The organism is Phenylobacterium sp. (assembly GCF_036501465.1).
Classification (GTDB): Bacteria; Pseudomonadota; Alphaproteobacteria; order Caulobacterales; family Caulobacteraceae; genus Phenylobacterium.
The window spans coordinates 1-13495 of sequence record NZ_DASYAF010000142.1 but is presented as its reverse complement, the minus strand read 5'-3'; the positions used below and the strand labels follow the sequence as shown (position 1 = coordinate 13495).

The following is a 13495-nucleotide window of genomic DNA, read 5'->3' as shown; positions in this document are numbered from 1 at the left end:
GCCTGAACCGGGGCGGGCGTCTGGGCCGGGCTTTGCGTCTGGTCGGCTGACGGCGCGCCGGTCTTCGATGGATCGGCGCCGTCGGCGTCCCGCGCATCGGTCCCGGCAGTGTCGGTCGCGGCCGTCCCGGCGTTGGAGGCGGCCGTCTGGCTGTCCGCCGCCTGGCTCGCCGTGCCGGAGGCGCCGTCGCCTTGGCCCGCCGCGCCGGCGGCGGTGTTGGCGGCCTGCTGCGCGGCGGCGGCGTCGCCGGAGGCTTCGGCGGCCGCGCCATTGTCCGAGCCACCGGACGCGTCGGCGTAGGCCTTGGCCGCCTGGCCGATCTCCTTGGCGATCTGGGCCGCCTCGCGGGCGACTTCCTTGGGATCGCCGCCCATCAGCATCAGCATCTTCAGCCGCTGCTGCAACGCCTTGAGCTTGGCCTTCGCCAGGTCGGACGGCGAGGCTGAAGCGGAGGTGGCGGCCGACTTCAGCCGCGACAGCGCGTCCTTCTCGGCGGCGATCTGGGCGTCGACCGCCGAGGTCGAGCTGGCGGCGCCGGCGCCGGGGCTCGTCGCGCTGGCCTGGCCGCCCGTGGCGGTCGTCGCGGCCGTGGCGCCGGGCAGGAGCGTGGAAGCGGTCGCGGCGCTGATCATGCGCCGACCATGCGGCCGGGTGGGTTAAGCTTCCGTCGCCGGGCCTGCCGCGGCGGCGTCAAGATGGCCACTCTGGCGGCCTCCGCCAACTGATGGTCTAGTCGCCGGCGTTTGGGGAGAACCGCGTGACCGACACCACGATCAAGCCCGCCGTCAAGACCGCGCGCGCCAAGGCCGCCAAGCCGGGCTTCATCCCGTTCATCCCGGCGAGCGTCGTCCTGCCCGAGCTGACCATCCTGCACCTGGTGATGGGCGCGATCCTGGGGGTGATCTTCGGCGCCTCGTCGCTCTACCTGGTGCTGAAGGTGGGCCTGACGGTTTCGGCCTCGATTCCGGTGGCGGTGATCTCGATCACCCTGTTCCGCCTGCTGGGTCGCCTCGGCATCGCCAAGGCCTCGATCCTGCAGAACAACATCGTCCAGACCGCCGGGTCGGCCGGCGAGAGCATCGCCTTCGGCCTCGGCGTCACCATGCCGGCGATCATGATCCTGGGCTTCGACATGGAGATCGCCCGGGTGATGCTGGTGGCCGTGCTGGGCGGCTTGCTGGGCATATTGATGATGATCCCGCTGCGCCGCGCCCTGATCGTCGAGCAGCACGGGGTCCTGAAGTATCCCGAGGGCACCGCCTGCGCCGAGGTGCTGAAGGCCGGCGCCACGCGCGAGGAGCATGAGATCGGCCATGAGGCCGGCCACGCCCAGACCGAGGCCGAGATCGCCGCCGGCGCGCGCACCATCGTGGGCGGCTTCTTCATCGGGCTGCTCTACAAGCTGGGCGAAGGCATCTTCCGGCTGTGGAAGGATACGCCGGAGAAGGTGTTCTCGGCGCCGCTCGCCAAGGCTTCCATCGCCGCGGAGATTTCGCCCGAGCTGCTGGGCGTCGGCTACATCATCGGCCCCAGGATCGCCTCGGCCATGGCCGGCGGCGGGGTGCTGGCCTACCTGGTGCTGATCCCGATGATCCAGTTCTTCGGCTCGGCCGCCACGGGGGTCATCCCGCCGGGGACGACGCCGATCGCCCAGATGTCGCCGGGCGATATCCGCAGCGCCTACATCCTCTACATCGGCGCAGGCGCGGTGACGGCGGGCGGGCTGATCAGCCTGGCTCGCGCCATGCCGACCATCTGGCGCAGCCTCTCCGCCAGCTTCGCCGACTTCCGGCCGAAGACCGCAGCGGCCGCCGCGCCGGCCCGCACCGACCGGGACATCTCCATGCGCTGGGTGGCGCTGGGCGTGGTGGTGCTGATCGCTGCGATCCTGATGGCGCATTCGCTGCGCATGAACATCGTGGGCGCGGTGCTGATCGTGCTGTTCGGCTTCCTGTTCGTGACGGTGTCCTCGCGCCTGACCGGCGAGCTGGGCTCCTCGTCCAACCCGATCAGCGGGATGACGGTGGCGACGCTGCTGCTGACCTGCCTGATCTTCCTGGTGCTGGGCTGGACGGGGCCGACCTATTACGTCACCGCGCTCTCGGTCGGCGGCATCGTCTGCATCGCGGCCTCGAATGGCGGCACCACCTCCCAGGACCTGAAGACCGGCTTCCTGCTGGGCTCCACGCCGCGGGCCCAGCAGATCGCGATCCTGATCGGGGCGCTGGCCTCGGCGCTGGCGCTGGGGCCGATCCTGCTGGCGCTGAACCAGGCGGCCACCGTCTATGTGGCGCAGCCGGCCGGCCCGCCGGCGGTCCCGGCGGCGGTCGTCGCCACCCTGCCGAGTGAGGCGCTCAGCGGCCCGCAGCATGGGCAGGACGCGAGCGTCTACCACGTCTGGCAGAAGCCCGATCCGGCGGGCGGGGCTGCGACGCGCTATCTGGTGCGCAACGACGGCACGCTCGCCTATCTGGTCGACCCGGGCATCAACGGCCATGTGAAGACCCGGCCCGACGGCACCTCGGTCACCAAGTACGACGCGCCCAAGGCCACGCTGATGAGCTACATCATCAAGGGCATCCTTTCGCGCCAGCTGCCCTGGGCCCTGGTGCTGCTGGGAGTGATGATCTCCATCGTGCTCGAGATGTGCGCGATCCCGGCGCTGGCCTTCGCGGTGGGCGTCTATCTGCCGGTCTCCTCGTCCCTGCCGATCTTCATCGGCGGGGCGGTGCGCTGGCTGGTGGATCGCAGGAGCCGCAACATGGCCGAAAAAGCTAGCGAGGGGGCCGAGACGCTCAGCGAGGCCGAGCTCGCCGCCCAGTCGGACCGCAGCCCGGGCGTGCTGATGGCCTCGGGCTATATCGCCGGCGGGGCCATCGCCGGCATCGGCATCGCGTTTTCGGCCGGGGTGCTGGGCGCCTTCGACCGCGACATCACCAAGCTGATGGAAGGCGTGAACCCGGTGTTCAACGGACCGTGGTCGGACCTTTTGTCCTGCCTGCCGTTCCTGGGGCTGATGGCGCTGTTGTTCCGCGCTGGAACGCGGCGGTCGAAGGCGGGCTGAACCGCACCCGCGCGGCGGCGTTCCCTTCGCGTCAAGCGGAGGTTCTCAAGCGTCCATGGAGCGGACCGTCCGGAGCATCGCCCTCGGCGGCCTCACCGCTCTGGCCGCCGCCGTGGCCGTGGCCCAGACGCCGGCGGTCTCGCCGCAGGTCGCGCGCGGGGCGGCGCTGTCCAAACTGGGCGACTGCGCGCTGTGCCACACCGCCGAGGCCGGCGCGCCCTTCGCCGGCGGCCGCGCCATCCCGACGCCGTTCGGCAAGGTGTTCGCCAGCAACATCACCCCGGACGCCCAGACCGGCATCGGGCGTTACAGCGAAGCCGAGTTCGCCCGCGCCATGCACAAGGGCGTCCGCAGGGACGGCGCGGAGCTCTACCCGGCCTTCCCCTATGACCATTTCACCGGTGCGAGCGACGCCGATATCGCCGCCCTCTACGCCTTCCTGATGGGCCGCCGGCCGGTCCGCCAGGATACGCCCGCGCCGCAGCTTGTCCCGCCGCTCGGCTTCCGCCCGCTGATGGGGGTCTGGAAGGCGCTCTACTTCCACCCGCAGCCGTTCCGGCCCACGCCGGGCAAGAGCGACGAATGGAACCGCGGCGCCTACCTCGTCGAGACCTTCGGCCACTGCGGCGCCTGCCACACGCCGCACGGCGCGCTGGGCGCGGAGCAGAAGGCCAAGGCGCTGGACGGCGCCTTCGTCGAGGGCTGGTACGCCCCGCCGCTGAACGGCAAGACCCCGGCCTCCATGCCGTGGACCGCCGACGCGCTCTACGCCTATCTACGCACCGGTCTCGGCCCGACCCACGCCGCCGCCGCCGGGCCGATGGGCGAGGTGACGCGTGAACTGGCCCGGGCGCCTGAGGGCGAGGTGCGCGCCATGGCCGTCTACCTCGCCGAGCGGATGGCCGCCGCGGCGCCCACCGCCACCGTCGACCGGGAGTCGCAGGCCGCCCGGGCGCATCCCCAGGGCGCGCGGCTCTACGCAGGCGCCTGCGCCGACTGCCATGAGGCCGGCTCCGCGATGATGCGCGAGGGCCGACCGCCGCTCACCCTGGGCACGCCGCTGCACGAGGCCGATCCGCGCGACACCCTGGCCATCGTGCTGAAGGGCCTGGAGCCGCCGACCGGCGCGAGCGGACCGTTCATGCCGGCGTTCGGCGCGGCCTTCACCGACGCCCAGCTTGCGGATCTGGCCGCCTATCTGCGCGCCCGCTTCACCGACCAGCCGGCCTGGGCCAATCTGCCGGCCGCCGCGCGGACCGCGCGGAAGGAGACCGCGACATGAGGGAGAGCTGCGCGTGAGCCTGACCCTGAACGTCAATGGCGTCGACCACAGCCTGGACGTCGATCCCACGACGCCCTTGCTCTATGTGCTGCGCGACGACCTGGGGCTCAATGGCGCCAAGTTCGGCTGCGGCCTGGGCCAATGCGGCGCCTGCACCGTCACCGTGGACGGCAAGGCGGTGTTCTCCTGCCTGCTGCCGGCGCTCGCCGCCCGGGGGCGCAGGATCGTGACCGTCGAGGGGCTGGGAACGGCCGCCGCCCCGGGTGCGATCCAGAAGGCCTTCGAGACCGAACAGGCGGCGCAATGCGGCTATTGCATCGCCGGCATGATCATGCGGGCCAAGGCGCTGCTGGACGCCAATCCGAAGCCGACGGAAGCCCAGATCCGCGCCGGCCTGCAGCCCAACCTCTGCCGCTGTGGGACCCACATGCGCATCCTGCGCGCCGTGCGCCGTGCGGCTGGCCTGCCGTCCGAACCGGCGCCGGTCCGTGCATGAGGGTCAGGGCATGAGCCTGGCCAATTCCGGCCTGTCGCGCCGTGGCCTGGTGCGGGCCGGCGGCCTGCTGGTCGCCTTCGCCCTGGCGCCGCGGGCCATGGCGCAGGAGGCCGCCGCGGCCAAGAAACCCGCCGCGCCGGGCCTGCCGGGCAGCCTTCGCACCACGCCCCTGCTCGACGCCTGGATCCGGGTCGATCCGGCCGGCCGGATCACCGTCTTCACCGGCAAGGCCGAGCTCGGACAGGGGATCAAGACCGCGCTGATCCAGGTGGCCGCCGAGGAGCTGGACGTGACGCCGGGCGCGCTCGTCCTGGTCACCGCCGACACCGGGCGCTCGCCCAACGAGGGCGTCACCGCCGGCAGTCATTCCATGCAGGACAGCGGCACGGCGATCCGAAACGCCGCCGCCAATGTGCGCCAGCTCCTGACCGAGGCGGCCGCCGAGCGCTGGCGGCTGTCGCCGGATGGGCTCGCCACCACCGGCGACGGCCGGATCAAGGCCCCGGACGGCCGGGCGGCGGGCTATGGCGAACTGGCGGCGGACCTGTCGCTGCACGTGGCGGCGCGGCCGGATGCGCCCCTGCGGCCGGGGCCGCACAAGTCGCTGGGGCTTGACCTGCCGCGCGTCGACATCCCCACCAAGGTGACCGGCGGGGCGGCCTATGTGCAGGATCTGCGCCTGCCCGGGATGCTGCATGCGCGGGTGGTGCGCGGCCCCAGCGACGGCACGCGGCTCGCCGATCTCGACGTGGCCGCGGCCAAGGCCATGCCGGGCGTGGTCGAGGTGGTGCGGACCGGGCGCTTCGCCGCCGTGGTCGCCGAGCGGGAATGGACGGCGATCCAGGCGCTGCGGCGCCTGCAGCAGGCGAAGTGGTCGCGCGCCGACCCGCCGATCCCGCCCGACATGATCGCCGCCGTCCGCGCGGCCCAGACCCAGGACGAGGTGATCTTCGAGGGCAAGGCCGCGCCGGCTCCGGCGGCGAAAACGGTCCGCGCGCGCTACACCAAGCCCTGGCTGCTGCACGGCTCCATCGGCCCGTCCTGCGCTGTCGCCCACTTCCAGGACGGCGGCCTGACCGTCTGGACCCACACCCAGGGCGTCTATCCGCTGAAGAAGGCGATCGTCGAGCTGACCCGGCTGCCGGCCGACGAGGTGCGCTGCATCCATACCGAGGGCTCCGGCTGCTACGGCCACAACGGCGCCGATGACGTGGCGGCCGATGCGGCGCTCTGCGCGCTGGCCCTGCCGGGCCGGCCGGTCCGCCTGCAGTGGATGCGCGAGCAGGAGCATGGCTGGGAGCCCCTGGGCACGGGCATGGTGGTGGAGGCGCAGGCGAGCCTGGGCGCTGACAACAGGATCGCCGACTGGCGCTATGAGGTCTGGAGCCCGTCGCACAACGGCCGCCCGGCCGGCGCCGGCGGCCTGCTGGCCGGACTCGAGGTCGACCCGCCGTTCCCGCCGCAGGTCCCGCGGCCGATCCCGATGCCGGAGGGCGGCGGCGACCGCAACGGCGTGCCGATCTACCAGATTCCGTCGGGCCGGGTGGTCTCGCACTTCATCCAGCACTCCGACGTGCGGGTCTCGGCCCTGCGCTCGCTGGGTGGGTTCATGAACGTCTTCTCGATCGAGAGCCTGATGGACGAGCTGGCCAGGGCCGGCGGCGCCGATCCGGTGGCCTTCCGCTTGGCGCACCTGACCGATCCGCGCGCGGTCGACGTGGTGAAGCTCTGCGCCGAGCGGTTCGGCTGGGCCGGGCGCGCGCGCAGCGACGGGCGGACCGGCTGCGGCTTCGCCTTCGCCCGCTACAAGAACCTCGCCTCCTACTGCGCCGTGGCCATGCAGGTGAGCGTGGAGCACGAGACCGGCGCAATCTCGGTGGGGCGTGTCGTCGCCGCCGTGGACAGCGGCGAGGCGGTGAACCCCGATGGCATCCGCAACCAGATCGAGGGCGCCGTCGTCCAGGCGCTGAGCTGGACCGGGATCGAGGCCATGACCTTCGACGCCCAGCATCGCACCGGCTTCGACTGGAGCGCCTATCCCATAGCCCGCTTCAAGGACGTGCCCGGCTCGGTCGAGGTGCATGTGCTGAACCGCCCGGGCCAGCCGTTCCTGGGCGCCGGCGAGGCGGGGCAGGGTCCGGCGGGCGCCGCCCTGGCCAACGCGGTCGCCGACGCCACCGGCGTCCGCTTCCGCGACCTGCCGCTCAGCCCCGACCGGGTGAAGGCCGGACTCGGGATCTGACGCGTTCCACGAACGCCGGTTGACTCTACGAAGAAGTTCGTACACCTTTCTTCGTATGTCGGAAGACGACTCCGCCGCGCGGCCCACAGCCACCGAACTCGACATCCTGCGGATTCTCTGGGAACGCGGGCCGTCGACCGTTCGCGACGTGCATGAGGCGCTCTCCGCCAATCGGCCGATCGGCTACACCGGCGTGCTGAAATTCCTGCAGATCATGGCCGGCAAGGGCTCTGTGGTCCGCGACGAGACCGAGCGCGCCCACGTCTATGCCGCCGCCGAGCCGCCGGAGACCACCAAGCGCAAGGTGGCCGGCGACCTCATGCGCAAGGTGTTCGCGGGCTCGGCCAGCCAGCTGGTGCTGCACGCCTTGCAGGACCAGCCGGCCAGCGCCGACGACATCGCCGAGATCCGCGCCATGCTCGACGCCTACGAGGCCAAGACCAGGAAGACACGGGAGAGGGGACCATGAACGCCACCTTGGCCGCGGACCTCGCGCGCCTGGTTCCGCTGATCGGCTGGACCCTGGCCAATTTCCTCTGGCAGGGCGCGCTGATTGCGTTCGTGCTGCAGGTGGCGTTGCGCGCCAGCCGCACCGCGCGGGCCCGCCACGACTGGGCCCTGGCGGCGCTCGGCCTGATGGCCGTGGCCCCGGTCGCGACCTTCCTGTGGTTGCAGGCGAACATCCGCATCGTCCTGGCGCCGCCCGGCGCGCCTGGTCTCGGGGCTGACGCCGGAGTCAGCTGGGAGATGGCGGCCGTGGCGGCCTGGGGTGTCGGCGTAACGGTGCTGGTCGCACGGTCCATCGGCGGCCTGGTGCTCGTCGAGCGCCTGCGCCGCACCGCCCAGCCCCTGCCGGCGGACTGGGAGGCCCGCTGCCAGGCGCTGCGCCGGCGCATGTCCGGCTCGCTGCGGGCGGTTTTCGCCCAGTCCGGCGCGATCGCGACGCCGGTGGTGGCGGGATGGCTGAAGCCGATGGTGCTGATCCCGGCCGCGGCCCTGATGCGGCTGCCCGTCGACCAGCTGGAGGCGCTGATCCTGCATGAGCTGGCCCACGTGCGCCGGCTCGACGCCTTCGCCAACCTGCTCCAGACGGTGGTCGAGACGGCGCTGTTCTACCATCCGGCGGTCTGGTGGGTGAGCCGCCGCATCCGGATCGAGCGTGAGCGCTGCTGCGACGACCTCGCCGTGGCGGAGATCCGCGACCCCGGCCTCTACGTCCGCGCCCTGCAGGCGATGGATTCCCTGCGTGCGCCGCCGTTCGGGGTGCTCGCGGCCGGCGGTGGCGACCTCAAGAGCCGCGCGGCGCGCGTGCTCGGCCTGGACGGCGCGCCGGAACGGCCGGCCCTGTCGCGGACCGCCGCCGTGCTGATCCTGGCCGCGGCCGGCGCCGCCATGGCGGAGGGCGCGGCGGTTCGCGCCGAGCCGACGGGCCTTGCGGCCTCCGCGCCCGCGGTGGCGGCCGGGCAGGTTCCGGGCGCTGTCCCCGCGTCGCCGCCGCGCGCGCCGCGGGTGGTGCTGGTCCGGGCGCCCAAGGCGCTCGCCGACGCCACGCCGCCCGCGGCTTCGAGCGATGCGCAATTGGCCGCGCGGATCGCCGCCCTGGGCCCGATGCCGCCGGACAGCGACCCGGCGGCTCAGGCCGCCTGGCGGGCCAGCCGCTACGACCTCGACCTCGACGCCGACCGCGCCCGCCTGGCGAGCGACACCGACGCCCTGGGCCGGGCGCGGGCCGCCTTCGACGCCCTGAAGACCAGCGACCCGAACGCGCCCGCGCGACTCAAGACCCTGAACGTCATCGACCTGGCGCGCCGGCAGCGTGACCTCACCCGTGTCCACACGACGGTGGTGCAGTCGGCGAAGGATGCGGTGCTGCGGGCCGAGCGGGTGCGCCGCGCGGTCGGGGAAACCGCCGCCCCGGCCGACGTGACCGCGGCCCAGGCCATGGCCCATGATTCCGAGCGGGCGGTGGAGGCGATCGACGAGGCCGAGACCAGCGCGCAGCGCAGCGCCGCCAGCGACACCGAACGCCTGGACGCGCTGATCGCCAAGACGACGCCCGGCTATGCGCATGGCGTCGCCGCGAACGCGCCGCAGGATCCGTTGGAGTCCCTGGAGCAGCGCGCGCGATGGGAGAGCATCGCCTTCGCCGTGGTCCGCGACGCGGTCGACGCGGGCAAGCGCCCGCCCGCCGATCTGGAGACCGAGCGGCAGGTCCTCGCCGCGGCCCAGGCCGCCTTTGAGGAAGCCTGGATCACGCGCCATCCGCGGACCTCTCCGCCCAGCCTGCCGCCGCCGCCGGTGTTCGAACCCACGATCGAGGCCGCGCCGGGTGGGCGAGACGTCTTCGACATCCTGCGGGACCTCGGATCGGAGGGTAAGATGCCGGGCGACGACCAACCGGCCGCCCAGGCCGCATGGCGCGCCCGCCACTATGACCTGTTGCTGGAGCAGGCGCGGACGGCCGGTCCCGGCGGCGGGCCGCTCTCCATCGGCCGCCAGTCCTATCTGACGATCCGGTGGACCGATCCGGACGATCCGCGCCGCCTGCGGACGCTCAACAACCTCGACAACGCCCTGCACAAACAGGTGCTCGATCGCCTGAAGATCCAGTTCCTGGTCGCTGCGCGTGACGCCAATGCGATCGCCGAAACGGCGCGCAAGGACGCCGCGGAAGGCCGCGGTACGCCGCAGGAGGCCGCCGCAGCCCGTCGTCGGGCGACGGAAGCGGCCCGCGACTACCAGGTCGTGAACCGCGCGATCAGCTCCGCCGAGGCCGCCGCCGCCCGGGCCTCGATGAGGTTCACGACTCAGGCGGACGAGGGGTCGCCGGCGACGACGCAGCTGCAGGCGCGGCTCGAGACCTTGGACAAGGTGACCGACCTGGCGCGGCGCGCCAGCCTGGAATCGATCGCCTATGCCCAGGTCCGCGCCGAGGTGCGCGCCGGCCGCCGGCCCGCCGCCGACCTCGATGTGGCGCGCGAGGCGCTGAAGCAGGCCCAGGAGCCGCTCTTCGACGCCGAGAGCGTGATGATGAAGGACATGACCGCTCAGCAAACCACCGAAAAGGTGAGGGTGGCCACGCAGATCGAGGTCCAGGAGACCCGGATCAAGGACCTGGAAAGCCGGCTTCCCGGCCTGACCGGCGCCGAGCGCCAACGGGTCGAGGCCCAACTCCAGTCGGTCAGGACCATTGACGCCATGCTGCACAAGACCAGCGCCAACATGTCGTTGACGCGCAAGGAGTTCGAACGGCCGGCCCTGCCGATCCTGCCGCCGGAGACCGACGATCCGGACGGCCCGGTCGGCTGACCAGCCCCCCCGACGCCTTCGGACCCTTGACGGGATCGACGGTTGAGCGCGAGCTTTCGCCGGGTCCAGTTTCCTTGGGGGGAACGCCTGTGCTGAGCCTCGTCCTCGCCCTGATGGCGGCAGCTGCGCCGGCGGTCGCCGCGCCGCCCACAACCACGGTCTCGCCGGTGACCGTCGCGCCCGCCGCCAAGCCGCCGCCGGTTGACGCCAAGGTCGAGGTGGGCGGCGACGAGGACCTCATCGGCCCCGACGTCGTGGCCATCTGGCCGGCCGACGCCTACCACACCGGCGTCAACGGCCACGTGACGCTCTCCTGCCTGGTCGACACACATGGCCTGGCGGAGCGGTGCAAGGTGGTGTCGGAGTTTCCGGCGGGGAAGGGCCTGGGCCGCGCAGCGCTCGAACTACGGCCGACCTTCAAGCTCGAACCCAACAGGGGCGCAGACGGAGCGGCGGTCAGCGCGACCATGACCATCGGGGTCTCATTCAAGGCCCCGATCCTCCAGTTCGACCTGACCGCGTTCCTGCGTGAAGCGGCCACGGCCAGGCAGAACTCGACCCCGGGGATGGGCCCGTTCGGAAGCTCCTCTACCCGGGCCACGGGCAATCCGATCCCCATGCGGAACGTGACCATGCTGGACGCGCCGGTCTGGATCGCCGCGGCCAGCTTCGACGACGTGGCGCGCGCCTATCCGGCCAAGGGCGGCGGTGTCGAGGGCTACGCGGCGGATCACTGTCACGTGCGTCGCGACGGGACCCTGGACACCTGCCAGACCATCAAGGAGAGCCCGGAAGGCCAAGGCTTCGGCAAGGCTGCGCTGACCCTGGCCGCGAAGTTCCGGATCGATCCCGCGGCGCTCGCCCGCGCGCCGCACTCCGCGCCGATCTGGGTCGACATCCCCATCCGCCTACCGCCGCGCGAAGCGGCCGAGCACACGGTCATGGCGCCGTCTTGGATTCAGATGTTCGACACCCACAAGGCGCTGAAGGTCTTTCCGCCGGAAGCCGTCGCCGAGGGCCTGACCACCGGCCGCGGCGTGGCGCGCTGCACGGTGGCCGCTGACGGGACCATGACCGACTGCACGCCGGAGGCCGGCCAGCCGGATGGCCTGGGCTTCTCCGAGGCCGCAGCCAGGCTCGCCTCGACCATGAAGATGAACCTCTGGGCCGCCGACGCCGAGCCGGTGGCGGGTGGCGTGGTCCACATCCCGATCCGGCTCAACCTCAAGGGCGCGGCCGCCCCGAACCCGGCCGACTGAGGAGACCATCGATGAAGGCGCTCGTTCCGGTGCTGACCCTGCTCGCGGCCGCCGCGGCCGTCACCTCGCCGCCGGTCGCCACAGCGGCGGACGAGAGTCAGGTCCAGACCGACTTCACGCCCGGCCTGGGCGTCGTGGTCCGCAGCGGCACGCGTGGCTACGTGACGCTTGCCTGCCAGGTCGCGAGGCGTGGTTTCGCCGAACACTGCCAGGTCACCAGTGAGTGGCCGCAAGGCAAGGGATTGGGCCGCGCGGCGCTGAAGCTGCAGCCGAATTTCGAGTTCACGCCCGCCAAGGGGCCGGACCCCGTGCCGGTGTCGATCTCCGTCGCCTTCCGCTCGTCCACGGGCTCCCAGTTCGACGAGGAAGCCTTCCTGCGCGAGTACCGCCAGGCCAACAACAACCCGATCGGCGCCTTCGGGACCAGCTCCGCCAGGGCCGAGGGCGGCGATGGGCTGTCGATCGACGAGATGACCCAGCTGCAGGGGCCGGTCTGGGCCGTTTCGGCTTCCGCGGACGACCTGGCGAAGGCCTATCCGGCCAAGGGCGGCGGCGTCGCCGGCCAGGCGATGACCCACTGCCACGTCCGCGCCAACGGCGTGCTGGACGCCTGCCAGCTGGTCATGGAGGCCCCGGAGGGCCGCGACTTCGGCAAGGCCGCGCTCGGCCTGGCGGCGAAGTTCCGTCTCGATCCGACCCTGATGGCGCAGGCGCCCAAGGGGATTCCCGTCTGGGTCGATATCCCGATCCGCCTGCAGCCGCCCGGCGCGGCTAGTTGATCACCGCGGCGGCGAAGCGCTCCATCTCCTCGTACTGCGGGCTCATCTGCAGCAGCAGCAAGTCGAGGCCCGCGGCTTCGTAGGCGGCGATGCGTTCCTTGATCTGGGCGGCCGTGCCGATGAGGTTGGGGCGCAGGCCCCGGTTGGAGACCGAGTACTCCGCGATCTTCATCTCGCGCTCGAGTTGGGTGCCGCTGATCCACTGGTCGAAGTTGCCGAAGCCGGGCGCGTTGGGGTGCAAGGTGGTGATGCGCGCCACCTCGGCCCTGGCCTCTTCCTCCGTGTCGCGGACGATGGCGTAGGCGGCCATGCCGAAGATCATCGGCGGCTTGCCGGCCGCCTCTCGGCGGGCGCGCATGTCGGCGATCTTCTCGGCGATCACGTCTGCGGTGTCGCCGTGCATGACATAGGCGTCACACTGGGTGGCGATCATGGTCTTGGCCGCTTCGCTCTCGCCGCCGGCGTAGATCACGGGCTTGCGGACCGGCTTCGGTTCGCAGATCGCGTCCTGCAGTTTGTAGCGGGGACCGTCGTGGTTGAAGGTCTTCTCGCGCCACAGGCCGTCGACCACGTCCAGCCACTCGCTGGTGCGGCCATAGCGGTCGTCGTGCTGGTCGAACTGCAGGCCGTAGCTGGTGGCTTCCTTCTCCCACCAGGAGGAGACCACGTTCAGCGCCAACCGGCCGCCCGCAATGTTGTCGATGTTGGCGGCGGCCTTCGCGAACAGGGCCGGCTGGTGGAAGTTGGGCCGCACGGCCACCATCAGCTCCAGGGTGTCGGTCACCGCCGCCAGGGCCGCGGCCGTCGACCAGGCGTCCAGCGCCGGCTGGTCCGTGCCCTTGATGTCGTTGAGGTTCAGTTCGGCCACCAGCGTCAGGTCGTAGCCGATCTTCTCCGCCCGCTGGCAGAGGCGCTTGGTGTACTCCCACGTCGGCGCCATGTGCTCGTCGGGGATGTTGCGCAGCCAGCCGCCGAACACCGGGGTCCAGAACCCATACCTCATCAAGCAGCGGCCTTCTGTTGTTCTGCGATCAGGGGAAGCAGGTAGTCGACCAGATTGTCGT

Annotated in this window: 10 protein-coding genes; 8 read left to right on the top strand and 2 right to left on the bottom strand. The window is 71.9% G+C overall.

The features are described from left to right. Positions 1–632, bottom strand: a 632-nt coding sequence (locus VGL85_RS15515) for a hypothetical protein (RefSeq protein WP_331589865.1), incomplete at its 3' end; no start/stop codon positions are given. A gap of 125 nt (positions 633–757) precedes the next feature. Between VGL85_RS15515 and VGL85_RS15510 the strand changes: the two genes are divergently transcribed. The 8 genes from VGL85_RS15510 (at position 758) to VGL85_RS15475 (ending at position 12431) form a co-directional block, all read left to right on the top strand. Next, complete coding sequence (locus VGL85_RS15510) at positions 758–3064, top strand: OPT family oligopeptide transporter (protein ID WP_331589864.1); 2307 nt, start codon at positions 758–760, stop codon at positions 3062–3064. 55 nt (positions 3065–3119) lie between these two features. Next, on the top strand, positions 3120–4346 hold the full coding sequence (locus tag VGL85_RS15505) for a cytochrome c (RefSeq protein WP_331589863.1): 1227 nt from the start codon (positions 3120–3122) through the stop codon (positions 4344–4346). Between the two features lie 13 nt (positions 4347–4359). After that, the gene (locus VGL85_RS15500) at positions 4360–4842 is read left to right on the top strand and encodes a (2Fe-2S)-binding protein (RefSeq protein ID WP_331589862.1); all 483 of its coding nucleotides are present in this window, start codon (positions 4360–4362) and stop codon (positions 4840–4842) included. A gap of 10 nt (positions 4843–4852) precedes the next feature. Continuing rightward, on the top strand, positions 4853–7084 hold the full coding sequence (locus VGL85_RS15495; protein WP_331589861.1) for a molybdopterin cofactor-binding domain-containing protein: 2232 nt from the start codon (positions 4853–4855) through the stop codon (positions 7082–7084). A 55-nt stretch (positions 7085–7139) separates the two neighbouring features. Next, positions 7140–7553, top strand: a complete 414-nt coding sequence (locus VGL85_RS15490; protein WP_331589860.1) for a BlaI/MecI/CopY family transcriptional regulator — start codon at positions 7140–7142, stop codon at positions 7551–7553. After that, positions 7550–10393 carry a M56 family metallopeptidase gene (locus tag VGL85_RS15485; RefSeq protein ID WP_331589859.1) on the top strand — a complete coding sequence of 948 codons (2844 nt, stop codon included), beginning with the start codon at positions 7550–7552 and terminating at the stop codon, positions 10391–10393. The genes VGL85_RS15490 and VGL85_RS15485 overlap by 4 nt, the downstream gene beginning before the upstream one ends. An 89-nt stretch (positions 10394–10482) precedes the next feature. Further along, positions 10483–11652, top strand: coding sequence for a TonB family protein (locus tag VGL85_RS15480; RefSeq protein ID WP_331589858.1), 1170 nt, complete (start codon positions 10483–10485; stop codon positions 11650–11652). An 11-nt stretch (positions 11653–11663) separates the two neighbouring features. Beyond that, complete coding sequence (locus tag VGL85_RS15475) at positions 11664–12431, top strand: hypothetical protein (RefSeq protein ID WP_331589857.1); 768 nt, start codon at positions 11664–11666, stop codon at positions 12429–12431. Here VGL85_RS15475 and VGL85_RS15470 read toward each other — a convergent pair. After that, on the bottom strand, positions 12424–13434 hold the full coding sequence (locus VGL85_RS15470; RefSeq protein ID WP_331589856.1) for an LLM class flavin-dependent oxidoreductase: 1011 nt from the start codon (positions 13432–13434) through the stop codon (positions 12424–12426). The genes VGL85_RS15475 and VGL85_RS15470 overlap by 8 nt on opposite strands. Between the last annotated feature and the right edge of the window lie 61 nt (positions 13435–13495).

Coding starts and splice junctions, on each gene's coding strand:
- VGL85_RS15490 (WP_331589860.1), top strand. CDS start 7,140: ATGTCGGAAGACGACTCCGCCGCGCGGCCCACAGCCACCGAACTCGAC.
- VGL85_RS15485 (WP_331589859.1), top strand. CDS start 7,550: ATGAACGCCACCTTGGCCGCGGACCTCGCGCGCCTGGTTCCGCTGATC.
- VGL85_RS15475 (WP_331589857.1), top strand. CDS start 11,664: ATGAAGGCGCTCGTTCCGGTGCTGACCCTGCTCGCGGCCGCCGCGGCC.
- VGL85_RS15505 (WP_331589863.1), top strand. CDS start 3,120: ATGGAGCGGACCGTCCGGAGCATCGCCCTCGGCGGCCTCACCGCTCTG.
- VGL85_RS15495 (WP_331589861.1), top strand. CDS start 4,853: ATGAGCCTGGCCAATTCCGGCCTGTCGCGCCGTGGCCTGGTGCGGGCC.
- VGL85_RS15470 (WP_331589856.1), bottom strand. CDS start 13,434: ATGAGGTATGGGTTCTGGACCCCGGTGTTCGGCGGCTGGCTGCGCAAC.